The sequence below is a fragment of the Arthrobacter sp. efr-133-R2A-120 genome, from assembly GCF_030209835.1.
Taxonomy (GTDB): domain Bacteria; phylum Actinomycetota; class Actinomycetes; order Actinomycetales; family Micrococcaceae; genus Arthrobacter.
This window is the reverse complement of sequence record NZ_JARVRF010000030.1, coordinates 24274-50593: the sequence shown is the minus strand read 5'-3', so window position 1 is coordinate 50593 and position 26320 is coordinate 24274. Positions and strand designations below refer to the sequence as shown.

Genomic DNA, 26320 nt, shown 5'->3' with positions numbered 1-26320 from the left:
GCCTTCGCTTGCGGAAATCCTGGATCTGCGTCCAAGTATTCCGCAAACGGGAGATTGCCGGGATGGCTCCCGCGAACACGGCCTCTGTTCACGCCTAGCGCAGCTCACTAACCTGACTGGTAACGGCTAGTTCAGGAAGAGGGTCACCATGGACGAACAGGGCATTCTGCACCACATCCAGTCACTTGTGGAGGAAGAGCGGGAACTCCGGGAGAAGGCAGAGGCGGCCCCGCCGGGTCCTGCGCACGCCCCCGACCGTGCAAGGCTGGAGCGCATCGAACAGGACCTGGATCAGAGCTGGGACCTGCTGCGCCAACGGCGGGCCAAGAGGCAATACGGGGAGAACCCGAACGAGGCCAAACCACGGCCCCCAAAGCAGGTGGAAGGCTACACCGGCTGAGCCGCCCTACAGCGCCGACCAGCCGCCGTCGGAGGCGAGGATGGCGCCGTTGACGTTGGTGCCGTCGTCGCTGAGCAGGAAGGTGATGGACGCAGCCAACTGCGCGGCTGTCGCTGGGTTGGGGACAGTGGCCTGCATGAGTGGGCCGAGGCGTTCGGCGGCCAACTGGGACCCCCACGTTGCCTCGATGTTGGTGATGGTTGGCCCGGGGGCAACGGCGTTGAAGCGAAGCCCCTTCGGCCCGTACATCACGGCCGAGTTCTTGGTAAGGCCGACGACGGCGTGCTTCGACGCCGTGTAGCTGGCGGCGGAGCCGCGCAGCCCGGCCTCGGAGGCGACGTTGACCACGGAGCCGGTGCCGGCCTCCAGCATCAAGGGCACCACGGCGCGGGTCAGGCGCATGAGGGCGGTGACGTTGATCCGGAAGACGCGCTCCCACACGGCGTCGTCCACTTCGTGGATCGGGGCGAAGTTATCCATGATGCCGGCGATGTTGGCGAGGGCGTCCACACGGCCTTCGGCGGCGACGACAACCGCGGCAACGGTCTCCTCCGTGGAGATGTCGCCGGCCACAGGAACCAGGTCCAGGCCGCTGTTTTCCTCCACCAAGGCGTCAAGGCGCTCCTTGCTGATGTCGGCGGCGATGACCCGGCCGCCTTCCTTCGCGACGCGCAGGGCCGTGGCCTGGCCGATGCCCGAGCCCGCCCCTGTGACGATCACCGTTTTTCCGGCAAAACGGCCATTGATGGTGGCTTCCTGCCATGCAGCTTCGTTGCCCATGTTGTTCCTCCCGAACGTGTTAATGGCTTTCCATCCACATTATGACACTCCGTGTCATAATGTAAGAGTGGATACTGGAAAGATGCCCTCAGACCATACGAAGCCCGCCGTCGCGCGCACCACCGGACGCCCGGCGACGATTGACCCGGACGCCGTGGCTGGCGTCGCGCTCCGGCTTTTTGCCGAGAACGGCTACGAGCGGACGTCAATGGAGGACATCGCACGAGAGGCGGGAATCGGGCGGAAGAGCCTGTACCGCTACTTCCCCAGCAAGGCTGACCTTGTGTGGGGCGGCATGGAACCGGTGGTGAAAGCCTCGGGCCGGGCGCTGGAGGCCGCCCATACAGCCGAGCAGTCCGACGGCGACACTTCCGACGGCGGCATCCTCGCCGGACTTCGGGCGGCCGCCATCGCCGGGGTTTCGGCGATCCCAGACCTTTCCGTGACGCGCGGGCGCCTGCGCCTGATCGCAGAGCACCCGGAGCTGGCGAGCAGGAGCTACGATGCCCTGGCTCCACAGCGGGACCGGGCGCGGCTCTACCTCGTTGCGCAGGGCGTCAGCGAACGCGCGGCAGGCTATTTGTGCGCCGCCTATCTCGGGGCGACCTTCCAGGCGTGGATGCAGTGGGCCACGGGGACGGAGGCGGATCCGGTGCCGTATTTGCTTGAGTCCATGGCCGTGCTGCGGGTTCCGGCCGCCGAACCCGGCGGATAACCTATGCCTGGGAGGGCAAATGACAGTTCGAAGCGCGGGCATTCTGTTGTACCGTCGGAATTCCGCGGCGGAATTGGAATTCTGGATAGCCCACATGGGCGGACCCTTCTGGGCGCACAAGGATGCACGCGCCTGGTCCATTCCCAAAGGCGAATACCTCGAAGACGAGGATCCCCTGGTAGCCGCCAAGCGTGAATTCGCCGAGGAGATGGGCGTTGCTGCTCCCGCCGTCGACTATCACCAGCTGGGCATTTTCCGGCAACCGTCGGGCAAACTCGTGGCGGTTTTCACAGCGGAATCGGACTTCGACCCGGAGAGAATCGTGAGCAACACCTTCGATCTCGAATGGCCGCGCGGATCAGGCGTCATCCGAAGCTACCCGGAGATCGACGACGCCATCTGGGCCACGGAGACCGTAGCCCGCGCCAAATTGGTGGGCGGGCAGGTGCCGATCCTCGACGCGTTGATCCGGCACCTTGGGCCACACTAGCTCTGGACGAGCGACTCGATCGGCCGCGTGGAAAGTATGGGATCCGCGTGACGGTGGACGACCTTCCACTCGCCGTCTTCCCGGCGGAAAATCGTCGTCACTCGAAGGGGTATCGGGGATACCTCATCAGATCCGCCGAGCTTGGCCCGCGCCCATTCAATTTCGACGATGTACGCAAGCTCCGTGCCGGCGTTCCCGGAGATTCGCTCGAATCTGATGGGCTCGCCCTCCCTCAGCTGGGAAGACGCCCGATCCATGGTCGCCTCGACCGCACTCGAGCCCCGCGCAGGCGGCCCGAGCGGATTAGCGAGCGTGACGTCGTCGCGCTTTGAGAACAGCTTCTTCTGCTGCTCCGGGTCTCCCTTGACGAACGCATCGAGCGCTCGATGGTATTTCTCCACCATCAGTTCGAGATCGGATTCCGGCATTGGTTCCTCCAGCCTCGCTTTACGCTGGCGCGGCGCGCCAGGGCCCCGTATTCGGCCATGGTGGCACCACTCACCAGGGATGTCCATACAACGAATCTCGCGGAACAAGACCGGTCAGGAATGGAGAAGCGCTGCTTTCGGGCCGCGCCTAGAATGGCGGTCATGGACAACACCGTCCACGCCAGCTTCGTCCCCTAATGACTTCAGGAGTGATCATGAGCGACTCTTCCAACGAGGGAATCAAGACCGTGCTGCATCCCGTGACCGACCTCGCCGCGGCGAAGGCGGTGTACACCGCTTTGCTCGGGACAGCGCCGCAGGCCGACGGGCCGTATTACGTCGGCTTCGATGTCGCGGGCCAGCACATCGGGCTCGTTCCGGGAGGCGGCCCGCAGGCCATGACCTCACCCGTCGCCTACTGGCACGTTTCGGACATCGAAGCAAAGCTGGCCGAGGTGACTGCCGCTGGCGCCACCCTGAAGGAAGCAGCCCGCGACGTCGGCGGCGGCCGTCTGGTGGCCACCGTGACCGACCCGGACGGCAACGTCCTCGGACTGCTTCAGGATCCTCAGTAGCCAACCAGACTTGCCGACCAAGACCGAAGACGGACCCGCGTACCAGATGGAGACACGATGAGCACGGCCACGAGCACGGACACGCAGTCGCCAGAGCTGCATACCGCCGACACCCACGATCTGATTCGCGTGCAGGGAGCGCGGGAGAACAACCTCAAGGACATCAGCATCGAGCTGCCCAAGCGCCGGCTGACGGTGTTCACGGGCGTCTCCGGTTCGGGCAAGAGTTCCCTGGTGTTCGCCACGATCGCGGCGGAGTCGCAGCGCATGATCAACGAGACGTACAGCACCTTCGTGCAAGGGTTCATGCCGACCATGGCGCGGCCGGATGTGGACCTGCTCGAAGGACTCACGACGGCGATCATCGTCGACCAGGAGCGGATGGGCGCGAACACCCGTTCAACGGTCGGTACCGCCACTGATGCGAACACCATGCTGCGCATGCTCTTCAGCCGGCTTGGCCAACCGCACATCGGATCGCCCCAGGCGTTCTCGTTCAACGTCGCCTCGGTTTCCGGTGCGGGAGCGGTCACTTTCGAGCGCGGTGGCACGACGACGAAGGAGCGGCGGAGTTTCAGCATCACCGGCGGCATGTGTCCGCGCTGCGAAGGGCGGGGCTCGGTCACCGACTTCGACCTCACCGCGCTGTACGACGCCAGCAAGTCGCTTGCCGAGGGCGCGCTCACCATACCCGGCTACAGCATGGACGGCTGGTACGGCCGCATCTTCGGCGGCTCGGGATTCTTCGACATGGACAAGCCGATCGGCAAGTACACGAAGAAGGAACTCCACGACCTGCTCCACAAGGAGCCCACCAAGATCAAGGTCGAGGGAATCAACCTGACGTACGAGGGCCTGATCCCGAAGATCCAGAAGTCCATGCTTTCCAAGGACCCGGAGGGAATGCAGCCGCACATCCGTGCCTTCGTGGAGCGGGCCATCACCTTCACCACCTGTCCCGAATGCGACGGCACCCGGCTCACCGAGGCGGCCCGCTCGTCCAAGATCAAGGGAATCAGCATCGCCGACGCGTGCTCGATGCAGATCAGCGACCTCGCTGAATGGGTGCGCGGTCTCGACGAACCGTCGGTGGCACCGCTCCTCAAAGGGCTGCGGCACCTCCTCGACTCGTTCGCTGAGATCGGACTCGGCTATCTCTCCCTCGACCGGCCGGCAGGTACGCTCTCCGGCGGCGAGGCGCAGCGCACCAAGATGATCCGGCACTTGGGCTCCTCGCTGACCGACGTCACCTACGTCTTCGACGAGCCCACGATCGGCTTGCACCCGCACGACATCCAGCGCATGAACAAGCTGTTGCTGCAACTGCGGGACAAGGGCAACACCGTGCTCGTCGTGGAGCACAAGCCGGAAGCGATCGCGATCGCCGACCACGTCGTCGACCTCGGTCCCGGCGCGGGCACCGCCGGTGGCGAAGTGGTCTTTGAAGGCACCCTCGAAGGGCTGCGTTCCAGCGGCACCCTCACGGGGCGTCACCTCGAGGATCGCTCAACCCTCAAGAAGACGGTGCGGACATCCGCCGGCGCACTGGAAATCCGTGGCGCGAGCGAGAACAACCTGCGCGACGTCGACATCGACATTCCGCTCGGGGTCCTGGTTGTGGTCACGGGCGTCGCCGGTTCAGGGAAGAGCTCGTTGATCCATGGCTCGCTGTCCAAGCGGGACGGCGTCGTTTCGATTGACCAAGGGGCCATCAAAGGCTCGCGGCGGAGCAACCCCGCGACCTACACCGGGCTGCTCGAGCCCATCCGCAAGGCGTTCGCGAAGGCCAATGGCGTGAAGCCGGCGCTGTTCAGCGCGAACTCCGAGGGAGCGTGCCCCACCTGCAACGGCGCGGGCGTCATCTACACCGACCTCGGGTTCATGGACACCGTCGCCACTCCGTGCGAGGAATGCGAGGGCAAGAGGTTCCAGGCAGCGGTGCTCGAGTACCGCCTCGGTGGCCGGAACATCGCGGAGGTGTTGGCGATGTCGGTGAAAGAGGCCGAGGAGTTCTTCTCCGCGGGTGAATCCAGGATCCCCGCAGCCCACGCGATCCTGCAGAGGCTGGCCGACGTCGGACTCGGATACCTCAGCCTCGGCCAGCCGCTCACCACCCTTTCCGGCGGCGAGCGGCAGCGGATCAAGCTGGCCACCCACATGGGCGAAAAGGGCGGCGTGCTCATTCTCGACGAGCCCACCTCGGGCTTGCACCTCGCCGACGTCGAACAGCTGCTCGGTTTGCTCGACCGGCTCGTGGACTCCGGGAAGTCTGTCATCGTCATCGAGCACCACCAGGCAGTCATGGCGCATGCCGACTGGATCATCGACCTCGGCCCGGGCGCCGGTCACGACGGCGGACAGATCGTTTTCGAGGGCACTCCCGCCGATCTCGTCGCAGCCCGCTCCACCCTCACCGGCGAGCATTTGGCGGCTTACGTCGGCGGGTGAGCTAGCGGGACGGCTCTTAGTCTTTGGGGGCGCCCGGCGAGTGGATGAAGAGGCTGGCGAGCGCGGTGAGGAGGAGAAGCGACGCCGCGATGATGAAGCTGGTCTGCATGCCGTGGACGAAGTTGCCGCGGTCGGCGATGAGGGCGCCGAAGACGGCGATAGCTACGGCGCCGCCCACTTGGCGGAAGGTGTTGAAGACTGCGCTTGCCGTGCCCGCCTTTTCGCTCGGCACGCTCGCGAGCACGACGGCCGTAACCTGCGGCATCGCGATCGATCCGCCGGAACCCGTGAAAATCAGGAAAGTACCGACGAGCAGCGGCGATCCCAGCGGCGCTGTGAGAAGCATGGCGGTGAGGCCCACCACCATGGACGTCAATCCGACGACCACCGGCACCCGCGTCCCGAAGCGGTTCGAGAGGGTTCCGCTGACGATGTTGCCGACGATACTGAACGCCGCCGACGGAAGGAACGTGAAACCGGCCTGAAGTGGTGTTAGCCCGAGGTGCTGTTGGAGGAAGAGACTGACGACAAAGACCGTGCCGAAGTGGCCCACCATGAACGCGAACCCCACCGAGAGCGAGATTCTCATGCCAGTGGAGCGAAACAGTTCAAGCGGCATCATCGGGTGCCGGCCGCGCGCCTGGATCAAGAGGAAAGCCGCGAGGCTTACGGCTGCTAGTATCAGGCTTCCGATGACGGGCGCCGTGCCGAAGCCTTCGGTTCCTCCCGTAATGAGGCCGTACATCAAGGCGGTCAGGGCAACGATCGCCGCGGCCTGGCCGGCCCAGTCGAATGGGGTTGGCCGTCGCGGGGACGTGGCAACGGAAGCCAGGAGCACCAGCATCGCGATGCAGACGGGAAGGTTGATGCCAAAGACGAGCCGCCAGTCCAGCGTCGTGAGAAGGCCACCGACAAGTGGGCCCACAGCTCCGGCCACGGCCCCGCCGACCGCCCAGATCCCGAGGGCATGTGCGCGGCGGCGGGGATCGGGAAACGCTTGCCGGATCAGCGCCATCGACGCCGGCAGCATGATCGATGCCGCACCTCCTTGGAGGAAACGGGCGGCAATGAGGACCCCCGACGTTGGCGCTAGTGCGCACGCGACCGACGCCACAAGGAACAGTGCGATACCCCACCCGAGCGCCCTTTTCGCGCCGATCCGATCGGACAAGTTCCCCGCGAACAGCAGCAACGCGGCGAACATCAGCGTGTAGCCGTCGATCACCCATTGGAGGCTGGCAGTTCCGCCCCCGAGTTCCTTGCCGATGCTGGTGAGCGCGACATTGACGATCAGGATGTCGAGGGTGATCAGGAAGAACCCCAGCGACGCAATCATGAGCGTGAGCCGTGCCCGTGGCGCATCGGCCGTGGCCGAGGGAGGAACCGGAGCCGGCAAAGTGGTTTCGGGGCGAGTCATGGATTAAGGAAACAGCCTACGGAGAAGATGAGGGAGTCTCTGTCGTGAGGGGTACTGGCAGTGACCCCCTCAGAGGCGCCGTTACCGCGAAAGTTGAGCGCCGCCGTCGGGCGCTTAAGCCACCAGCTCCGCGGCAGCGCTGTCCATGTGCTCGAGGATGGTCTTGCGTGCCAGGGATACATCGCCGGTCTCGATGGCGGCCACGATGTCGTGGTGACGCTCGACGCTCATGTTCTTGACGCCCTTTTCCAATCCGGCGAACATGATGGACATCCGAATGGATCCCTCCAGCGATTCCCAGGAATGGAGCAGGGTCTCGTTGCCGGTGAGGCGGCACATCGTGCGGTGGAATTCCAGATCAGACTCGATCCGTTCTTCAAGGCTTCCCTTGGTCGCGGCGGCCATGGCGTCGATGGCGGCACGCAGCGAGGTGATCACCTGTTGGCGGTCCGCCAACTCGCAGAGCGTGCGCGCGGCGAGGGACTCCAGGGCTGCCCGCACTGAGTAGATATCGCGGATTTCCTTGGCATCCAAGTGGCGGACGGAGAGCCGGCCGCGGGGTCCTGCAGACAGCAGGCCCTCTTGCTCGAGTTGCCGCAGGGCTTCCCGGAGCGTCCCGCGGCTGATCTGGAGCATGTCCGAGAGCTCGGTCTCTACGAGATGCCGTCCTGGCGCCAGCTCGCCGCTCGTGATGGCGGTGCGCAGGGCGGAGAGCGCCTGCTCGCGGAGGCTCTTCTTTTCCAGTCCCAGAAGGGGTGCTGTTGCTCCGGCCATCATGTCCGTCCTCAATGTCAGTGGTCGACTGTTTACAGTCGGTGTGTTAACTGTTGATCTTACGGCAGGAGCGCGGAACAGGCTCATGCCTGTTCCGCGCTCCCGCCTCTTTGAAGAACCGGGTCAGCCCAGTTCCGCGAGGACCTTTGCCACGATCCGCTGCACCGACAGTCCGTAGCGTTCGTGCAGGGTTGGCAGCGCACCGGCGTCGAGGAACTCGTCCGGCAGGGCAACGGGAACCACGCGCTTGCCCAGCCCGGCTGTGACCACTGCCGAGGCCACGGTTTCGAACAAGCCGCCCACCACGCTGTGGTTCTCCAGCGTGACGGCCAGGCGGTCGGTGTCCAGTTCCGCCAGGACGGTGGCGGCGTCGAACGGTTTGATGGTGGGCGCGTGCACGACGGCGACATCCACCTTGTGCTCGGCGAGCGCCTCTGCTGCCTGCAGCGCGCGCATGGTCATCAACCCGCTGGAGACAAACACGACGTCGTTGCCACCACGAAGCACCTTCGCCTTGCCGAGTTCGAAGGTGTAGTCATACTCGTCCAGCACAGTGGGGACGTTGCCGCGAAGAAGGCGCAGGTACGTAGGTCCGTCGCTGGCGGCCAGCTGCGGCACCGCCTGTTCGATGTCCACGGAGTCGCACGGATCGACGATGGTCAGATTCGGCATTCCGCGGAAGATCGCCATGTCCTCCGCGGCCTGGTGGCTGGGGCCGTAGCCCGTGGTCAGGCCCGGGAGGCCGCCCACGATGTTCACGTTCAGGTTCGGTTCGGCGATGTCGAGGCAGAGGAAATCGTAGGCCCGGCGCGCGGCGAACACGGAATAGGTTGAGGCAAACGGAATCAAACCTGTCTCGGCCAAGCCTGCCGCCGCACCGAAGAGCAACTGTTCGGCCATGCCCATCTGGAAAAACCGCTCCGGGAACGCCTTCGCGAAGATATGCATGTCCGTGTATTTGCCCAGGTCGGCGGTGAGTCCGACGATTCGCGAGTCAGCCTCGGCGGCCTTCACCAACGCATGGCCGAAAGGCGCCGACGAAGTCTTCTGGCCCGGGTCCGCGAAGGACGCGATCATGGCCGACGTTTTCAGCCTGGGTGCTGCGCCTTTCAAAGCGGTGACGGTGCTCATCGGCCGGCCCTCCCGTTGGATCCTGCGGTCAGTTGCTCGCGGCAGAGCTGCCATTCGTGTTCTTCGATGCGCATGAAGTGCGCCTTTTCACGTTCTTCGAGCAGCGGCACTCCGCGCCCCACCTTCGTGTCGCACAAGATGACGGAAGGACGTCCGACGGCGGCGGCCTGGGCGGCTGCGTTGTCGAACGCCGCCAGCAACGCACCGACGTCGTTCCCGTCCACCCGCTGCGTGTACCAGCCGAAAGCTTCCCACTTCTCCGTCACGGGTTCGGTCCGGAGGACCGTGTCGGTCTTACCGTCCGCCTGCAGGGCGTTGATGTCCACCATGGCAGTGAGGTTCCCCAACTGATGGTGGTGCGCGCCCATGGCGGCTTCCCACGTGGATCCTTCGTCGAGTTCTCCGTCGGAGAGGAAGTTGTACACCCTCGCACTGGAGCCCTCTCCCGATGGAGCGCGATGCCGGAGGCCAAGGGCAATTCCTACAGCGATGGAGAGCCCGTGGCCAAGCGACCCTCCGGAGATTTCCATGCCGGGCGTGTACGTCGACATCCCGGACATGGGCAGGCGGGAATCGTCCAAGCCGTAGCTTTCGAGTTCCTCCACGGGAATGATCCCAGCCTCGGCCAGCGCTGCGTAGTGGCCGATTGCATAGTGGCCCGTGGAAAGCAGGAAGCGGTCCCGGCCCTCCCACTCGGGGTCATTGGCGCGGTAGCGGAGCTGGTCCGCATAGACGGCGGCGAGCATGTCCGCCGCTCCTAGCGCCTGGCCAACGTAGCCCTGGCCCTGGACTTCGCCCATGTTGAGGGCGTGGTGCCTGATCCGATTGGCGGCTGCAGCTACGCGTTCAATGCGTTCCGTCACGGTCTTTCCGACCCGTCCTGCCGTATTTTGTTCCTGCGCCACAGTCATTAGACATTCACCGACTGGGGAGTGCTTTTGGTGGCCTCATCGGCCAACTGGCGCTCCCGCTTGCCCCAGGTTTCACGGGTAGCCAAAGCCGCCCAGAGGCCGATGGCCGCGTACAGGCCGAAGAGCAATGCCGGGCCCATCCATCCCATGGCGACGAAGAGCAGCGTGGTGATGAAGGGTGTAAAGCCGGAGACCATTGCCGAGATCTGGTAGGCCAGCGAAGCGCCGGAGGCGCGGGTCTTGGCCTGGAACAGCTCGGGGAACCAGGCGCCCTGGGCGCCGGCAAGGGAGTTCTGGCAGACGCCGTAGGAGACGGCGATCGTGGCAATGATGAAGATGAACAAGCCGGTGTTGACCAGCAGGAACATCGGGATGGCAAACAGCACGGCGAAGGCGCAGGACCAGATGTAGACGGGACGCCGTCCGATCCTGTCCGTGAGCCGCGCCCAGGCCTGGGTTGCGAAGATGCCGATGGCGGAAGCGATGCAGAGGGCCACCAGGGTTTGGGTCTTATCTGCCAAGTGCTGGCTGTTCAGGTAGGAAATCATGTACGTGATGGAGACGGCGTAGCCTGCGGTCTCGGCGATACGGAGGCCGATGCCCTTGACGATGTTGCGCCAATCGGTCTTCAGGACCTCCACGATGGGCGACTTCACGATGGCCCCGCTGTCCTTGACCTCGTCGAAGACGGGAGATTCGGGGACCTTGGAGCGGATGATCAGGCCTACGACGACCAAGACGATGCTGGCGAGGAACGGGATGCGCCAGGCGAGTTCGCCGCCGAGCTGGACGCTGACAAGGAAAACCAGGTTGGCCAGCAGCAGGCCCACGGGGAATCCGGCCTGGACGATGCCCGTGTACTTCCCCTTCTTCTTCCATGGAGCGTGCTCATAGCTCATCAGGATGGCGCCACCCCATTCGGCTCCGAAGGCCAGGCCCTGGACGATGCGGACGAACACCAGCAGCGCCGGAGCCAGCAGGCCCACCTGGGTGTAGGTGGGAAGAAGGCCGATCAGGAAGGTGGCCACGCCCATCAGGATGAGGGAAGCGACGAGGACGGGCTTGCGTCCCAGCTTGTCGCCGAGGTGGCCGCCGATGATGCCGCCGATGGGACGGGCCGCGAAGCCGACGCCGAGGGTCGCGAAAGCGGCGAGGGTGCCGGTTACGGGATCACCCGTGGGGAAGAACGCCGTTCCGAAGTACAGGGCAGCCGCGGTGCCGAAGCCGATGAAGTCATAAGTTTCGATGACCGCGCCGACGCCGGAGCCGATGGCGACGCGTCTGGCGTCCTTGGTTCCATGGACCGGACCGCGCATGGTCAGAGCTTCTTTGCTCATTGGTGAATCCCTTTCGAAGAGCGACTGAGGCTAGGCGCTTCAGCACTGTCGACTGTTAACACATGATACGCCAGTGTGACCTGCATCATCCGTTTCTGTCAACAGTCAACTTCAAGGGTTGACTGTTAACAGTTAACCTAGTTACTGTGGTTCCCATCACTACTGCCTTCGGGCACGACTGGAGGAAACGAAGATGTTCAACTCCCGACTCGGTTGCTCGTCCATCAGCTTCCGGCACCAGGATCTGCCCACCGCCCTGCGCACCATCGGCGGTTTGGGCTTTGAGGAGATCGACCTCGGCGCGCTGCCGGGTGTCTGCGATCACGTTCCCTATGAGCTTGATTCCGACGCCGTCGCGGCCGTGACCGCGGAGGTCGCCGCCTCAGGGTTGCGGGTCCGTTCGGTCAACGGCGACATAGGAGACCTCAACGCAGTGCTCGACGCCGGCCAGCGCGCCGCCCGCGAAAGTCACCTCGACGCACTCCTCACCCTCACGGCCAACACCGGAGCGAAGGCCTTGGTCCTCCCGTGCGGAACGTTGTCCCGCGATCCGGTCCGCGGCCTCGACGAGGACCTGGACACCATCGCAGCCCAACTCATCGGCGCCGGACAGCGCGCGGCGGAGTTCGGCGTCGAACTCTGGACCGAATCCCTGCATTTCCTCCGGTTCTGCTGGAACCTGGAGCGCGCCGAACAGCTAGCGGCGCGGCTGGCGGGCTCCGGCGTCGGGATTGTCATGGACTTCAGCCACATCGTCGCCGCGGGCGAAGAACCGCTGCAATACATCGAACGCCATCGCGGCCGGATAGCACATGTCCACTTGCGGGACGCCGTTCCGGGCAACATCAACCTCAGCATCGGAAACGGCCAGGCGGACTTCGCCGCCGGACTCAGCTCGCTCGCAGCCACCGGCTACAGCGGCCATTTCTCGCTCGAGCTCGAAACCCGCGACGTCACCCACGACGAACGACCGGCGGCGGCCGCCAAAGCCGCCAGCTTCATCACAGACCTCATCTGACTTTCACAACAACAAACCCAAGGAGCATCATGACCACCACCATCCAGCGCACCGCCGTCCTCACCGGGGCAACCTCGGACCGGGGCATCGGCATCACCACCGCACGCCGCTACGCCAACGCCGGCTGGGCCGTGGTGATCCTGGACCTCGACGGCGAGAAGTCCGCCAAGGTCGCAGCGGAAATCGGCAACCAGTTCAACGTCCCCGCGTTCGGCTACGAGATCGACGTCGCCAACGAAGCTTCCGTCAACGCGGCCTACAAAGCAGTCGCCGCCGAGATCAGCGCAGGCAACCTCCCCGCCGTCGGCGCCCTCGCCAACATCGCGGGCATCACCTCGCCCGTGCCGTTCCTCGAAACCACGCTGGAACTGTGGCACAAGGTCATGGACGTGAACGCCACCGGCACCTACCTAGTGACCAAGGCCTTCCTGCCGGACATGATCGCCAACGGCTGGGGCCGCATCGTGAACATGTCTTCGGTCTCCGCCCAGCGTGGCGGCGGCGTCTTCGGCAAGGTCCCCTACTCCGCCGCGAAGGCCGCCATCCTGGGCTTCACCAAGGCGCTGGCGCGCGAAATCGGCGCCACCGGCGTCACCGTGAACGCCATTACTCCGGGCGCCGTTGACACCAACATCCGCGTCGGCAGCACCGATGAGCAGGAAGCCGCCATCAACGCCGGCATCCCCCTGGGCCGCAACGCCACCACGGAGGAAGTCGCCGCCGTCATCACGTTCCTCTCTTCCGAGGAATCCGCCTACCTCACAGGAACCACCATCGACATCAACGGTGGAAGCCACATCCACTAGCAACCCCCGCATCCGTAGCCGAAAGAGCCCACGATGACCAAAATCTTCAACGATCCCGCCGATTTCGCAGACGAAGCCCTCGCCGGCTTCTGCGACCTCCACTCCGGCCTGGTGCGCCAGGTTCCCGGCGGCGCAGTTCGCCGCCGTCGTCCCGAGCAGCCCAAGGTGGCCGTCCTGGCCGGCGGCGGATCCGGCCACTACCCGGCATTCGCCGGACTCATCGGTGCTGGACTGGCCGACGGCGCCGTCGTGGGCAACATCTTCACCTCGCCGTCCGCCCAACAGGCCTACTCCGTGGCCAAGGCTGCAGATTCCGGCGCCGGCGTGGTGTTCACCTACGGCAACTACGCCGGAGACGTCCTGAACTTCGGCATGGCCAGCGAGCGCTTGGCTGCGGAAGGCATCGCCGTCGAAAACGTGCTGGTGACGGACGACATCGCGAGCGCGCCGCCGTCGGAATCGGCCAAACGCCGCGGCATCGCGGGCGACTTCACGGTCTTCAAGATCATGGGCGCCGCCGCCGAAGCGGGAGCCGGACTGGCCGACGTCGTGCGCCTGGGCCGGAAAGCCAATAACCTGACCCGTACCATCGGCAGCGCATTCCACGGCTGCACCTTCCCCGGCGCCGACACGCCGCTGTTCACGCTCAAGGACAAGCAGATGGGACTTGGCCTGGGCATCCACGGCGAGCCCGGATTGTTCGACACCGACCTTCCGTCGGCCAAGGAACTCGGCCAGGAACTCGTCGCTCGGCTGCTGGCAGAAACCCCGCACGGAGCGGGCAACCGCCTCGCCGTCATCCTCAACGGACTCGGCTCAACCAAGCACGAGGAACTCTTCGTCCTGTGGCTGACGGTGGCCCCGTTGCTGCGCGCCGCCGGTTACACCTTGGTCATGCCGGAGGTGGGCGAACTGGTCACGAGCCTGGACATGTCCGGCGTCTCCCTCACCATCACGTGGCTGGACGAGGAGCTTGAGCCCCTGTGGACGGCACCCGCCGAAACTCCCGCTTACCGGCGCGGCAACGCCGCCCTTGCTGGCGGTTTGCTTTCGGAGGAGGCGTACGACGGCGGCGCTGAGGCTATCGCTTTCGCGGCCACCCTGGACTCGCGCGACTATGCCGCGAACTGCGCGGCCGCGCTCGAGGCCGCGCGGAAAGCACTGCACGACGCCGAATCGCACCTCGGCGACATGGACGCGGTAGCGGGCGACGGCGACCACGGCCGCGGGATGGTCCGCGGCATCGATGCCGCCACTGCGGCAGCGTGTGCTGCTTTGGCCAGCGGGGCAGGCGCCGGCGATATGTTGGGAGCCGCAGGCGACGCTTGGGCGGACAAAGCCGGCGGAACGTCGGGCGTGCTGTGGGGTGCAGGGCTCCGGGCATTCGGCGAATCCCTTGGCAATGACGAGGCGCCGGAACCGGCTGAACTTGCCGCTGCCGTGACCGCGTTCACTGCGCGGATCACTGACCTGGGCAAGGCCGAGATAGGCGACAAGACCATGGTGGATGCCCTGCTCCCCTTCGCCGAAACCTTCAGTGAACGCGTCTCCGAGGGTGTCCTTCCGGAGCGTGCCTGGGCTGAAGCTGCCGAGGCGGCCACTTTGGCTGCGCAATCCACGGCCTCGCTCCGTCCCCTCAAGGGTCGGGCCCGTCCCCTCGCCGAGAAGAGCCTAGGCACAGCCGACCCCGGAGCTACCTCGTTGGCAATGATCTTCGCAGTCATGGGCCCGCATCTTGTGGGTGCTGGGAAGGTCGCGACATGACCACGAAAGGTTTCCGACTCATCCTGGGTGCCGACGAAGCAGGAGTGGACTACAAAGACCGGATCATGGCAGACCTGCGGGACGATCCGCGGATCAGCGAAATCATCGACATCGGCGTCAACCGCGGCGACTCCTTGGAAGACTTCACCACTCCATACCCCTACGTCGGGATCAAGGCGGGAGAACTCATCCGGGACGGCCATGCAGACCGGGCCATCCTGTTCTGCGGCACCGGAATCGGCGTGGCCATCGCGGCGAACAAAGTGGACGGAATCCGCGCCACCACAGCCCACGATTCCTTCTCCGTCGAGCGATCCATCCTGTCCAACGATTGCCAGGTGCTCACGATGGGCCAGCGCGTAGTCGGGGTGGAACTGGCCAGCAGGCTGGCACGGGAATGGCTAGGCTATGCCTTCGACCCGGCCTCGGCGTCGGCCGACAAAGTGAAGGTGCTCACGGACTTCGAGGGCTGCTGATTCCCGTCCCCGCGTTCCCAACTGACTCGCAGTTGTTGTCGTTATGAGCCCTCATAACGACAACAACTGCGAGTCAGTTGGGTTATACCGGCCGCCAGTGTCGTCGGAGGGATCCCCAGTGTCCTCGACTACCTGGAAACGACGCGCAAATACCCATCAATTTCTCGTTTGCCCTTGACAAGAGTTCTCTGAACCGGTTCAGTAGAGATAACAAAACCGGTTCAGTGACCCCAATCACCAAGTGGCAATGAGGCAAACATGACAGTGACCATCAACGACGTTGCGCAGGCAGCCGGCGTGAGCAAGGGTGCCGTCTCGTACGCGTTGAACGGGCAGCCCGGCGTCAGTGATGACACCCGGGAGCGCATTCTCAGGGTAGCCAGGGAACTGGGGTGGAAGCCGAATCTTCGCGCCAAGAGCCTGTCTTCCGCCAAAGCCTTCGCCGTGGGGCTCGTGGTGGCAAGGGATCCCAGGCTTTTGGGTACGGACCCCTTCTTCCCCGCGTTCATCGCCGGGATCGAGACCACCCTGGTTGAGCACGAATACGCGTTGGTCCTCACGGTCGCCGCCAGCGCCGAAGCTGAGGAGCTGGGCTATCGGAAGCTGGCTGCCGACAGCCGCGTGGACGGCGTCATCCTTACGGACATGAGGGTTGACGACTCCCGGATCGCTTTGTTGACGAGCCTGAAGATTCCGGCCGTCACCCTTAACCGGCCTGAAACCCCCTCGCCGTTCCCTGCCGTCTGCATGGACGATACGGAAGGCATAGCGGCCGCCGTCGAGCACCTCGTTTCCCTGGGACACACCAGAATCGGGCACGTGGGCGGACCGCAGAGTTACATCCACGGCCGAAGCCGGCGGTTGGCTTGGCAAAACGCCATGTCGAAAGCCGGGCTCGAAGCCGGTTCCTTCATTGAAGCCGACTTCACCGCAGCCGGCGGATTGGCTGCTACCACGGAGCTGCTTCGCTCGCCCAAGCGACCCACTGCGATCATCTACGCGAACGATCTGATGGCCACTGCCGGACAGTCCTACGCCCAGTCCCTCGGACTGGCTGTTCCCGACGATCTATCCATCACGGGCTACGACGACACCGAGCTCGCGACATATCTCAACCCTCCGTTGACAACTGTTCCCGCCGATCCACTGCTCTGGGGGCGGGTTGCCGCCCAGCAGTTGCTGAGCCTCCTCGGCGGAGCCCCGGCTGAAGACGTCTATCTGCCATCGCCAAAGCTGGTAGTCCGTGCATCCACCGGGCCGGCCCCCAGCATGCCGAAAAACTAGCCGCCTCAGACGTCCAGCCTGACTATTACCGATTTACCCGCAATTGGGTGGGGCTATTTGCCATTCCCGCTTGAAGGCAATGCCGCCACCGCATTTTCAGTTTTTACCCGCAAAAGGAGTTGCAATGAAGCACGGAAAAATCAGTTCGAGAGTCCTCTCCCTTACCGCTATTGCCGTTATCGGAGCCGGCCTGGCAGCATGCGGTGGAGGCGCCTCCAGCAGCACAGCTTCTGGAGCGAACTCCGCCACCACGGCCAAGGGTCCCATCAAGATCTGGTACTCCAACAACGAGTTCGAGGTGAAGTGGGGCAAGGACATGGTGGCTTCATGGAACGCTGCCCACCCTGACCAGCAAGTCGATGCGCAGGAAATCCCCGCAGGCAAGAGCTCCGAAGAGGTCATCGGGGCAGCAATCACCGCCGGCAACGCTCCCTGCCTGGTCTTCAACACGGCCCCGGTAGCTGTTCCGCAGTTCCAGAAGCAGGGTGGCCTGGTCCCGCTGGACTCTTTCCCGGACGGCGCCCAGTACATCAAGGACCGTACCGGCGACCTCGCCAATCAGTACAAGTCCTCCGACGGCAAGACGTACCAGCTTCCGTGGAAGTCCAACCCGGTGGTCCTCTTCTACAACAAGGACGTCTTCGCGAAGGCCGGCCTGGACCCGGAAAAGCCCAAGCTTGCCACGCAGTCCGAGTTCCTGGACACTGCCCGAACCCTCGTGAAGTCCGGCGCAGTCGCGAACGCCGTGTGGCCTTCGCCCACGAGCGATTTCTACCAGCCCTGGTTCGACTTCTACCCGTTCTATGCCGCCAATTCGGGTGGCACCACGCTGCTCAAGGATGGCAAGTCCACCTTTGACAGCGATCAAGGCAAGCAGGTCGCCACCATGTTCCAGACCCTCTACAAGGAGAACCTGGCATCCAAGGAAGCGTACAAGGGTGACTCCTTCGCTGACGGCAAGGCCGGCATGTCCCTCGCCGGCCCCTGGGCAGTCGCGGCTTACAAGGGCAAGGTGAACTGGGGCACGGTCCCGGTCCCGGGTACTCAAGCCCAGACCGACGGCTCCACCTTCTCCGACGCCAAGAACATCGCCATGTACTCCTCGTGCAAGAACCAAGGCACCGCGTGGGAGGTCATGAAGTTCGCCACCAGCAAGGAACAAGACGGCAAGCTCCTCTCGGGAACCGGCCAGATGCCGATGCGCAAGGACTTGGCCACCACCTACGCGGACTACTTCAACCAGAACCCGGCCTACAAGACCTTCGCCGACGAAGCCGCGCGGACCGTGGAAGTCCCCAACGTCTCCAACTCAGTCCAGATCTGGCAGACCTTCCGTGACGCCTGGAGCAAGTCCGTGATCTTCGGCAACCAGAGCATCGACGACGCCTTCAAGGGTGCATCTGACAAGATCAACCAACTGGCAGCCCAGAAGTAGCAGGCGAATCCCCATGTCACTTCGCTCAGCTGGGGGTCCCGCCACGGGAGACACTGCCGGGCGGACCGTGGACCAGCGGCAGGCGCCCAGGAAACGCAAGAACTTCCTGGGCCGCCAGCCATTGGGACTGCTGTTCAGCGCCCCCTATGTCATCTTCGTCCTTGCGGTGCTGGCCTATCCGCTTGGGTACGCCGTCTACATTTCCTTCCACCAGTTCTTCTTCACCGCCCCGGGCGTCCAGGTTGACCGTCCCTTCGTGGGGTTGGACAACTACATCAGCGTCCTGTCCGATCCCGAAGTACAACGGTCCTTCGCCAATATCGGCGTGTTCCTGATCATCAACGTGCCGCTGACCGTGGGCCTGTCCCTGGTCCTGGCCAACGCCTTGAACCGCGTCACCCGGCTCAAGACCTTCTTCCGGGTCAGCTACTACGTCCCATACGTCACGGCGAGCGTCGCCGTCGTCGGGGTCTGGCTTTTCCTGTTCCAGCAGGACGGGCTGGTCAACTCCATTCTGGGGCCGCTGGCCCCGAACCCCTCGTGGTTGACGAACTCCTGGCTGGCAATGCCGACCGTCGCTTTGTACGTGACGTGGAAGCAATTGGGGTTCTTCATCCTGCTCTACCTGGCCGCCCTTCAAAACATCCCGGACGAGCTCTACGAGTCGGCCTCGGTGGACGGCGGGAACAAATGGGTCCAGTTCTGGAACATCACCGTTCCGGGAGTGCGCTCGGCCAGCGTATTGGTGACGCTGCTCGCCACCATCACAGGAGCGAACCTGTTCACTGAGCCCTATCTGCTCACGGGCGGAGGCGGACCGGACGGAGCCTCGACCTCGCCCGTGTTCCTCATGTACCAGAAGGGGATCCTGCAGGGGAATCCCGATGTCGCGGCAGCGCTGGGCGTGGTGCTCGTGATCGGCGTGTTGCTGATCGCCCTGATCCAGAAACGCCTCGTAGGCGGGAAGGAGGACTGACGTGTCGATTTTCAACAAGACGCCTCTCAGGAACGACGACGACGCCCGCCGGCCTGGTGCCGGCGCTCACGAAGGAGCGACTTCCGAAGCCCCGACACCCGTAGCGCCGGCCTCCCGCAAGGGCAGTTCCGTGGCGAAGCGCAAGAACCTCGGCGTGGGCAGCTTCGTGCTGTTGGCGCTAGGAGCGTTCGTCTTCCTGTTCCCGTTCTACTACATGTTCATCGGCTCGCTGCAGACGTCCCCGGACACTTCAGTGGCCGGCGCGTTCCCAAGCCCGGCAAACATCACCGGCGAGAACTACAGCAACATCAACAACTCGATCGACCTGCTGAAAGGCCTGGTCAACTCGGGTATCTTCACCGGTGGCGTCATTTTCTTCACGGTGGTTTTCGGGCTCCTGGTGGGCTACGCGCTCGCCCAGATGCAGTTCCGCGGCAAGGGGGTTGTCTTCGGGATGATGCTGCTGGTGCAGATGATTCCGTTCCAGCTCCTGCTCATCCCGCTGTACGTCATGATTGTCCGGGACTACGGACTTGCGGACACGTACCTGGGCATGATCCTGCCGTTCGCGATCAATTCGACCGCGGTGTTCGTCTTCCGTCAGTACTTCATGCAGCTGCCCTCCACCTTGTTCGAGGCCGCCCGCATCGACGGAGCCAGCGAGCTGAGGATCCTCTGGCAGATCGCGATCCCCCTGGTCCGGCCCGCCATCGTCACGGCAATCCTGCTGACTTTCATCGGTCCGTGGAATGAGTTCCTGTGGCCGTTCCTCGTCACCAAGGACCAAGCCATTCAACCGCTCGCCGTCTCCCTGGCGAACTACATCTCGAACATTGCCGCCACGGCATCCAACCCGTTCGGCGCCATCCTTGCCGGTGCCTGCGTCCTCGCGGCCCCCGCCGTCGCGCTGTTCATCTTCTTCCAGCGCCAATTCATTTCCACCAATATCGGTTCAAGCGTAAAGGGCTAAGCTCTATGACTTCCCCAACTTCAGCACTCCCCACCGTCCCCTTCACCCTCACCCGCGCCGGCGTCATCATGACTCCGGAGGACGGGAACGAGTTCGAAGCCGAAGGCGTCCTCAACCCGGCCAGCGGCCGCGGACCCGACGGTGAGCTGTACCTCCTGCCGCGCCTCGTGGCGAAGGGCAACGTCTCCCGCGTCGGGCTCGCCAAGGTGATCATCGGCGACGACGGCGTGCCGTCCGGCGTCGAACGCCAGGGCGTCGTCCTGGCACCGGACGAAGGATGGGAAAGGGGCCTCAACAACGCGGGAACGGAAGATCCCCGCATCACCTGGGTGCCGTCCCTCGGCCGCCACCTCATGACCTATGTTGCGTACGGACCGCTGGGCCCCCGCCTGGCCTTCGCCCATTCCGAAGACCTGCGCACGTGGGACCGTTTGGGGCCCTGCCATTTCGAGTACCAGGCGGACTTGTCCATGGACTTGAACTTGTTCGCCAACAAGGACGCCGTGTTCTTCCCGGAACCAGTCAACGATCCCGACGGCGTTCCCTCCTACGCTTTGCTGCACCGCCCCATGTGGGACCTCGGTTGGATCCGCGAGGGCGAAGGCGAGCACCTGCCGGCCGGCCTCGATGACAACCGCCCCGGCATTTGGATTTCCTATGTCGCAGTTGCCGACGTCGAGAAGGACATCCGCAACCTCGTCCACATGCGCAAGCACAAGCTCGTGGCCCTGAGCGAGTTCCCCTTCGAAGAACTCAAGATCGGCGGCGGACCGGCACCGATCCGGGTCGACGAGGGCTGGCTCCTGATCTACCACGGCGTCACCGGGTCGATGGAAAAGTCCGCCTTCGACCACCAGCAGAACGTCAACTACACCGCCGCTGCGATGATCCTCGACAGTGACGATCCCTCGATCGTGATCGCCCGCAGTGACAAGCCGCTCCTGGCACCGGAAACGGAAGACGAGATCTCGGGCATCGTCCCCAACGTCGTTTTTCCGACGGCAATAGAGAAGATCGGCGAGCAGCTGTTCGTCTTCTATGGCATGGCTGATTCGAAGATCGGCGTGGCGCGCCTGGACCGCGCCTAAAAGCAGTACCGCGCCCGGCAGTCCAGCCCCTCTTCCACGCCCCTAGGAGTTAGACATGACACCTCCCCTTGTTTATGCACGGCTGAAATCCGCCCCGGTGGCAGTTGTTGCAACGCTGTCGATGCTCCTGGCCGGGGCAGGCGTGGCCTCAGCGACGCAGCCGGTTCCGGCCACGGCGTCTCAGGCGCAAGCTGCTGCGTCGCAGGCGCCGTTGACCAATCTTTCCCACCTGAATTTCCTGCTGGACACGGTTCCCCTGCACGCCGTGGATGGCCACACGACGTACCAGATCGGCGAACACCCAGCAGCACAAGCACCGTGGACGTACGCCAACAAGAATGCCGACGGCAGCTACACGCGGGTAGGCGGAGGTTCCAAGGACCCTGTCACAGGCAACTGGAGCCAGGGGGCCTTCAACGCGGACGACGTTGCGCGCACCGCCGTCGTCTACTTGCGTCATTGGCAGCAGACCGGCGACGCCTCGAGCCGCACCCGTGCCTTCGACGTGCTGCGCGAGCTGACGTATTTGCAGACAACTTCCGGCCCCAATGCCGGCAACGTGGTCTTGTGGCAGCAAGCCGATGGCGCACTGACGCCGAGCGCCAAGCCTGTGGAACTTCCCGACCCCAGCGATTCAGCCGAGTCCTACTGGCTTGCCCGGACCGTGTGGGCGCTGGGCGAAGGGTATGCGGCGTTCAAGTCCGCCGATCCCCAGTTCGCCGCGTTCCTGCAGTCCAGGCTGGACCTCGCCGTCGGGTCCCTGAACAAGCAGTCGCTCGCCAAGTACGGGAAGTACGACGTTGCCGACGGCGCCAAGGTCCCTGCCTGGCTCATCACCGGAGGGGCGGATGCCTCGGCGGAGGCCGTGCTCGGACTCTCCGCCTACTCAAAGGCCGCGCCCGACGACGGCGCTGCCGCCACCGCGCTAAGCCAGCTCACCGAGGGTATCGCCGGGATGTCTTCGGGATCGGTTCAGCAGTGGCCCTTTGGCGCGATTCTTCCGTGGAACCAGTCCCGGACCCTGTGGCACGCTTGGGGCGGAATGGCCGCGGCCGCCGTCGCGAACGCGTCCCCATTGCTGCATCGCCCTGATCTGCTGACGGCCGCGGTGAAGGACTCCGCCCAGTTCACTCCGCAGCTCCTCGCCGCGGGCGGACCGGATAATGCCTGGAGCCCGACCCCGGGTGAGGCGCAGATAGCCTACGGCGTGGACTCGCGGGTTGAAGGACTCGTGGCGACCGCCAAAGCCGCGAATGCTCCCGGCCTGCTGGACGTCGCGGCGGTTGCTGCCGGCTGGTACTTCGGTGCCAACCGCAGTGGAAAGCCTGCGTACAACCCGGCAACAGGCACAGCGATCGACGGCATCGAAACCGACGGCCGCGTCAACCCCAACTCCGGGGCGGAATCCACCATCCACACGTTGTTGTCCATGCTCGCCTTGGACGCCGATCCGGAGCTCAAGGCCAAGGCCCTAGGGATCAGCAGCACGGTGGGGACGGACGGACTCATGGTGGCCGAAGCCGAATCCGGAACCATCACCGGCGGCGCCGTGGTCAAACCTGCCTCCTCATGGACTGGTGAAGCGAACTGGTCCGGCGGTGCATACGTCGTCCTCAACGCGGGCGGTACCCTGACGATCCCGGTCCCGGTTTCGGACCAGGCACGGAACGCGTACCCGATCGTGAACCAGCGCCCAGAAGCCGCCGGCACGACGTCGTGGACGTCCGGGAGCACTTTCCTCGGCACCACGCCCAACGGTGGCGCCGGCGAGCAAGGCGTCACGGCTGCTCCGGGCAAGCTCTTCCCGTTCTCCCTTGACCACGCGATACCGGCGGGCCAGGACAGCCTGACCGCCAAGGCCGGAAGCGATGTGTCGATCGACGGTGTGCTGCTGCAGCCGCAGATCTCCTCGGTTTCCGTCTCCGGCTCCGGAGGCCAATCGACCCTGTACATCAGCGCGGCCCCGGGAAACATCGACCGAAAAGTGGACATGCCCCAAGGGTTCCATGTGAGCCAGCAAGCCTTTGACGCTTCAGGCCAGCCCGTCGCACCAGGTCCTGACCAGAACGGCGCAGACCACTCCGGCCGCGTCACTGTAGCCCCGGGTGGCTTCACCTGGGTGACCCTCGTCCGCAACTAGTCCCCACCGGCTCCCAGCCTTCGCAACAGGAAGAACCCATGCAGAAAATCACTAAAGAAGCCTTGCTCCACAGCTACGAGGGAGCGCTCACGTTCAGCAATCCGCTGACCGACACCATTTCCACCGACCAGTTCTCCGCCGAGTATCCTGAGCACCCGGAATGGGCTGTTGGCCCGTTCCACAAGGACGATTCCCTGACGTTCCGGCAAGTCCAGGACTGGGCCGATCCAACCGGCATCGGCTGGACCGCGGATTCGATCTTCAATCCCTCCGTGATGGAGCGCGACGGCAAGCTCTACCTCTTCTACCGCGCATCACCGCGCAAGGAATCGGTCTCGAGCCGCATCGGCGTCGCCGTCTACGATCCCGAAACCGGTTGGCAGGACAGCCCGTCCAATCCGGTGATCTACCCCACCCAGGACAATGAGATCCTTGGCTGCGAAGATCCCAAGGTGTACCAGGCCAATGGCCGCTACTACATGTTTTACAACGGGATCTGGACGATCGACCGCAGCGAGGAGCAGTCTGGCCAGGACCCGGATGTCTATCCCCTTGGCGATGTCGGCTGCGACATCAATGTCGCGGTGTCCGACGATTTGATCCATTGGGAAAAGCTCGGCTTGGCCGTTCCTTACGAGGTTTCGCGGTTCTGGGCCAAGGGGGCCGTCATCCCCAGGAACGCCCAGGGCGACGCCGTCAAGATCGGCGGGCACTACCTGATGTATCTGTCCGAGGGCTGCGGCGGGACCACGCACGTGGGACGGTCCACAGACATGGTGAATTGGACGTTTGGGCCGCAGGAGTATCTGGACCTTGGGCCGCTGGGCGGCTCGCTGCACGAAGTGGCTTGCGCCATTGTCGACGACGGCGGCAGCACCGGGAGCGGCGGCGGCAAGCTGGTGCTGGACTTCTTCTACGGTGATGCAGACGGCCAGTTCTCCGCTGCGCAGGCGCTCTACGACGTGGACAAACCGTTCACCCAGAAGGCGATGCACAGGGGAGGCTCACTGGCTTGGGGCGGCCTGCTCAAGTTCGACGGAACGTGGATGTTCGCCCAAGGCTGGGATGCCCCTTCGGGATCGCGGGAGATGTACTTCTACCGGGCAGACCAGGGCTAAGCAGTGACACACCCCAGTACGATCGGCGCAGTTGTAGGTTTGGACATCGGAGGTTCAAAGACGCGCGGCATCAAATGGTTGGATGGCACTGCCGTTGCCGATACTTCCGGCGGCAGCGCCAATGTCCAGAACGTAAGCCGGACCCAGGCCCGCAGCAACCTGGAGGGCGTCTTTGCCACCCTCCGCGCTGAGTCCGTTGCGCGCGTGGTGGTTGGTTCCGGAGGGATCGACACCGCCGAAGATGCAAACGCACTGGCGGAACTGATCCAGCCGTTGGCTCCCGACGCCGTCGTCTCCGTTGTCCATGACACGCGCCTTCTGCTGGCTGCCGCAGGTTGCAGCACCGGAATCGCCGTGATCGCCGGCACTGGATCCGCGGCCTGGGGTACTAACGGCGAGGACGAGGCGCGTGCGGGCGGCTGGGGTTACTTGCTTGGCGACGAAGGCAGCGGTTACTGGTTCGGACGTGAAGCGGTGAAGTACAGCCTCGAGCGTATGAACAACGGGCTGCGCCCCGACGAACTGACGAAAGCGCTTGTGAAATCTTGTGGACTCCTCGGTCCGGAGGGTTTGATTGCAGTTTTCCACGGCGACACCGGGCGCGAATATTGGGCTTCCAAATCACGGATTGTCTTTGAGTGCGCGGCCTCGGGGCATGCCGCCTCCTTGGACATGATCCTCCAGGCAGGCGCCGATCTTGCCTCGTTGGCAGCAAAATGCGCTGAGCAACTGAACATCGAGGGGCCCATTGTCCTCGGCGGTGGCCTCGGCATGAACCAGCCCCCTTTGCAGACAGCCATGCGTATAGCCCTTGCCACTCGAGGCCTCGACACTCTGCAGGTCCTCACCCAGGACCCCGTCTTCGGCGCATTGCACCTTGCATCCCACGAGACACCGCTGTGATGAGTCTCACTAGCAACAAACGCCGTTCTGGCTTGAGCCGCCATCGCCTCACTGTGCACTATGGAAAGGCTTGTACGGCGGCTTTCGCACTGGCGCGATAGCCGGATATCCGGATTCATGAATGGAAGCACTGAACAATGACGTTTGAAACTGCCGACTCCGTAACCCTGAAGATTTGGGACCGCTCAACCACCCACCACACGCTGGACGCGCTGGTGCACGACTTCTCGGTGCGCCACAACACCCCCAAGGCCAGCATCGCGGTTACCTGCAGCGGGCCGAACACCTTCACTGTCAGCCTGAACGGCGGCGCGGCCAAGGCCACCGCCTTCGACGCACACTCCCTGTAACAGCGCCCTTTCGGACGCAAAGCGACGACGACGGCGGGACTCACCTCCCGCCGTCGTTCGCTGTTCCGGGCCAGTCCGAAGGGAAGGGTCAGGCGCGGGAGTGCTCGGAAATAAGCGCGTCGATCTGGCCGGCCGCCTCCTGCATTCCCTCTTCCATTCCCATGTCGATCATCTTCTTCATCTGTTCTTCTGATTCGAAGATGGACAGGATGGTCATGCGGGTGCGGTCGCCTATCTCCTCGATGGTCACGATCGCGTGGCCGGCACCAATGTCCTCGACGGGTGCGCCATTTTCGTCGGCAAAACCGTCGTCGAACTCCAGCCGGGTCGGAGCTTGGACGGACGTGATGCGCCACCAGCCGCGGGGCTTCTCGCCGTCGGGACCGGTCATGTAATAGCTGGCCTTCCCACCCGGCTCGAACTCGTACTGCTCGAACGTGGCTGGCCAGGTGGGTGGACCCCACCAGCGCTCGAGCTGGCGCGGGTTTTCCCAGATTTGCCAGACCTGTTCGGGGCTGGCATCGAACTCAGCGACGAGGGTCAAGGTCAACGCTTCGGGATTCTTGGTGGAACTGATGACCGTCAT

Annotated in this window: 26 protein-coding genes; 18 read left to right on the top strand and 8 right to left on the bottom strand. The window is 64.2% G+C overall.

Going from position 1 to position 26320, the window contains the following annotated elements:
- Positions 1 to 148: 148 nt before the first annotated feature.
- Positions 149 to 400, top strand: coding sequence for a DUF2630 family protein (locus QRN52_RS15025; protein ID WP_059389430.1), 252 nt, complete (start codon positions 149 to 151; stop codon positions 398 to 400).
- Positions 401 to 406: 6 nt separating this feature from the next.
- On the opposite strand, the gene QRN52_RS15020 is transcribed toward QRN52_RS15025, so the two are convergent.
- The gene (locus QRN52_RS15020; protein WP_284753677.1) at positions 407 to 1180 is read right to left on the bottom strand and encodes an SDR family NAD(P)-dependent oxidoreductase; all 774 of its coding nucleotides are present in this window, start codon (positions 1178 to 1180) and stop codon (positions 407 to 409) included.
- Between the two features lie 82 nt (positions 1181 to 1262).
- On the opposite strand from QRN52_RS15020, the gene QRN52_RS15015 reads away from it, so the two are divergent.
- Complete coding sequence (locus QRN52_RS15015; RefSeq protein ID WP_284753676.1) at positions 1263 to 1895, top strand: TetR family transcriptional regulator; 633 nt, start codon at positions 1263 to 1265, stop codon at positions 1893 to 1895.
- A gap of 19 nt (positions 1896 to 1914) precedes the next feature.
- Positions 1915 to 2385, top strand: a complete 471-nt coding sequence (locus tag QRN52_RS15010) for an NUDIX hydrolase (protein ID WP_284753675.1) — start codon at positions 1915 to 1917, stop codon at positions 2383 to 2385.
- Here QRN52_RS15010 and QRN52_RS15005 read toward each other — a convergent pair.
- Positions 2382 to 2813 carry a YybH family protein gene (locus tag QRN52_RS15005; RefSeq protein ID WP_284753673.1) on the bottom strand — a complete coding sequence of 144 codons (432 nt, stop codon included), beginning with the start codon at positions 2811 to 2813 and terminating at the stop codon, positions 2382 to 2384. The two genes, QRN52_RS15010 and QRN52_RS15005, sit on opposite strands and share 4 nt — an antisense overlap.
- 215 nt (positions 2814 to 3028) lie before the next feature.
- Here QRN52_RS15005 and QRN52_RS15000 point away from each other — a divergent pair, with 215 nt between their 5' ends.
- Both QRN52_RS15000 and QRN52_RS14995 read left to right on the top strand, forming a co-directional pair.
- On the top strand, positions 3029 to 3388 hold the full coding sequence (locus QRN52_RS15000) for a VOC family protein (RefSeq protein ID WP_284753672.1): 360 nt from the start codon (positions 3029 to 3031) through the stop codon (positions 3386 to 3388).
- 57 nt (positions 3389 to 3445) lie between these two features.
- Positions 3446 to 5836, top strand: coding sequence for an ATP-binding cassette domain-containing protein (locus QRN52_RS14995; RefSeq protein WP_284753671.1), 2391 nt, complete (start codon positions 3446 to 3448; stop codon positions 5834 to 5836).
- Between the two features lie 16 nt (positions 5837 to 5852).
- Here QRN52_RS14995 and QRN52_RS14990 read toward each other — a convergent pair whose 3' ends face one another.
- The 5 genes from QRN52_RS14990 to QRN52_RS14970 all read right to left on the bottom strand — a co-directional run bounded on the left by QRN52_RS14990 (position 5853) and on the right by QRN52_RS14970 (position 11406).
- The gene (locus QRN52_RS14990) at positions 5853 to 7253 is read right to left on the bottom strand and encodes an MFS transporter (protein ID WP_284753670.1); all 1401 of its coding nucleotides are present in this window, start codon (positions 7251 to 7253) and stop codon (positions 5853 to 5855) included.
- A 114-nt stretch (positions 7254 to 7367) separates the two neighbouring features.
- Positions 7368 to 8027 (bottom strand): GntR family transcriptional regulator, encoded by a 660-nt coding sequence (locus tag QRN52_RS14985; RefSeq protein ID WP_284753764.1) that lies wholly within the window; start codon positions 8025 to 8027, stop codon positions 7368 to 7370.
- A 123-nt stretch (positions 8028 to 8150) separates the two neighbouring features.
- The gene (locus QRN52_RS14980; RefSeq protein ID WP_284753669.1) at positions 8151 to 9158 is read right to left on the bottom strand and encodes a transketolase family protein; all 1008 of its coding nucleotides are present in this window, start codon (positions 9156 to 9158) and stop codon (positions 8151 to 8153) included.
- Positions 9155 to 10069 carry a thiamine pyrophosphate-binding protein gene (locus QRN52_RS14975; protein WP_284753668.1) on the bottom strand — a complete coding sequence of 305 codons (915 nt, stop codon included), beginning with the start codon at positions 10067 to 10069 and terminating at the stop codon, positions 9155 to 9157. Before QRN52_RS14975 ends, QRN52_RS14980 begins: the two co-directional genes overlap by 4 nt.
- Positions 10069 to 11406, bottom strand: coding sequence for an MFS transporter (locus QRN52_RS14970; protein ID WP_284753667.1), 1338 nt, complete (start codon positions 11404 to 11406; stop codon positions 10069 to 10071). The genes QRN52_RS14975 and QRN52_RS14970 overlap by 1 nt, the downstream gene beginning before the upstream one ends.
- A gap of 193 nt (positions 11407 to 11599) precedes the next feature.
- Between QRN52_RS14970 and QRN52_RS14965 the strand changes: the two genes are divergently transcribed.
- The 13 genes from QRN52_RS14965 (at position 11600) to QRN52_RS14905 (ending at position 25734) form a co-directional block, all read left to right on the top strand.
- Positions 11600 to 12424, top strand: coding sequence for a sugar phosphate isomerase/epimerase family protein (locus QRN52_RS14965; RefSeq protein ID WP_284753666.1), 825 nt, complete (start codon positions 11600 to 11602; stop codon positions 12422 to 12424).
- Positions 12425 to 12453: 29 nt separating this feature from the next.
- Positions 12454 to 13230 carry an SDR family NAD(P)-dependent oxidoreductase gene (locus tag QRN52_RS14960; RefSeq protein WP_284753664.1) on the top strand — a complete coding sequence of 259 codons (777 nt, stop codon included), beginning with the start codon at positions 12454 to 12456 and terminating at the stop codon, positions 13228 to 13230.
- 33 nt (positions 13231 to 13263) lie between these two features.
- The gene (locus QRN52_RS14955; RefSeq protein WP_284753662.1) at positions 13264 to 14994 is read left to right on the top strand and encodes a dihydroxyacetone kinase family protein; all 1731 of its coding nucleotides are present in this window, start codon (positions 13264 to 13266) and stop codon (positions 14992 to 14994) included.
- Positions 14991 to 15470, top strand: a complete 480-nt coding sequence (locus QRN52_RS14950) for an RpiB/LacA/LacB family sugar-phosphate isomerase (RefSeq protein WP_284753661.1) — start codon at positions 14991 to 14993, stop codon at positions 15468 to 15470. Before QRN52_RS14955 ends, QRN52_RS14950 begins: the two co-directional genes overlap by 4 nt.
- A 258-nt stretch (positions 15471 to 15728) precedes the next feature.
- On the top strand, positions 15729 to 16754 hold the full coding sequence (locus QRN52_RS14945; RefSeq protein ID WP_284753660.1) for a LacI family DNA-binding transcriptional regulator: 1026 nt from the start codon (positions 15729 to 15731) through the stop codon (positions 16752 to 16754).
- A gap of 124 nt (positions 16755 to 16878) precedes the next feature.
- Positions 16879 to 18189 (top strand): extracellular solute-binding protein, encoded by a 1311-nt coding sequence (locus tag QRN52_RS14940; RefSeq protein WP_284753659.1) that lies wholly within the window; start codon positions 16879 to 16881, stop codon positions 18187 to 18189.
- 13 nt (positions 18190 to 18202) lie between these two features.
- Positions 18203 to 19165, top strand: a complete 963-nt coding sequence (locus QRN52_RS14935) for a carbohydrate ABC transporter permease (protein ID WP_284753657.1) — start codon at positions 18203 to 18205, stop codon at positions 19163 to 19165.
- A 214-nt stretch (positions 19166 to 19379) separates the two neighbouring features.
- A complete protein-coding gene (locus QRN52_RS14930; RefSeq protein ID WP_284753762.1) occupies positions 19380 to 20135 on the top strand; it encodes a carbohydrate ABC transporter permease in 756 nt (251 codons plus the stop codon).
- A 5-nt stretch (positions 20136 to 20140) separates the two neighbouring features.
- Positions 20141 to 21223 carry a glycoside hydrolase family 130 protein gene (locus QRN52_RS14925; protein WP_284753656.1) on the top strand — a complete coding sequence of 361 codons (1083 nt, stop codon included), beginning with the start codon at positions 20141 to 20143 and terminating at the stop codon, positions 21221 to 21223.
- A gap of 55 nt (positions 21224 to 21278) precedes the next feature.
- Positions 21279 to 23363 (top strand): hypothetical protein, encoded by a 2085-nt coding sequence (locus tag QRN52_RS14920; RefSeq protein ID WP_284753655.1) that lies wholly within the window; start codon positions 21279 to 21281, stop codon positions 23361 to 23363.
- A 38-nt stretch (positions 23364 to 23401) separates the two neighbouring features.
- A complete protein-coding gene (locus tag QRN52_RS14915) occupies positions 23402 to 24481 on the top strand; it encodes a glycoside hydrolase family 130 protein (RefSeq protein ID WP_284753653.1) in 1080 nt (359 codons plus the stop codon).
- A gap of 3 nt (positions 24482 to 24484) precedes the next feature.
- Positions 24485 to 25384, top strand: coding sequence for an N-acetylglucosamine kinase (locus QRN52_RS14910; protein WP_284753652.1), 900 nt, complete (start codon positions 24485 to 24487; stop codon positions 25382 to 25384).
- A 137-nt stretch (positions 25385 to 25521) separates the two neighbouring features.
- On the top strand, positions 25522 to 25734 hold the full coding sequence (locus QRN52_RS14905) for a hypothetical protein (RefSeq protein WP_284753651.1): 213 nt from the start codon (positions 25522 to 25524) through the stop codon (positions 25732 to 25734).
- 88 nt (positions 25735 to 25822) lie between these two features.
- On the opposite strand, the gene QRN52_RS14900 is transcribed toward QRN52_RS14905, so the two are convergent.
- The gene (locus QRN52_RS14900) at positions 25823 to 26320 is read right to left on the bottom strand and encodes an SRPBCC family protein (protein ID WP_284753650.1); all 498 of its coding nucleotides are present in this window, start codon (positions 26318 to 26320) and stop codon (positions 25823 to 25825) included.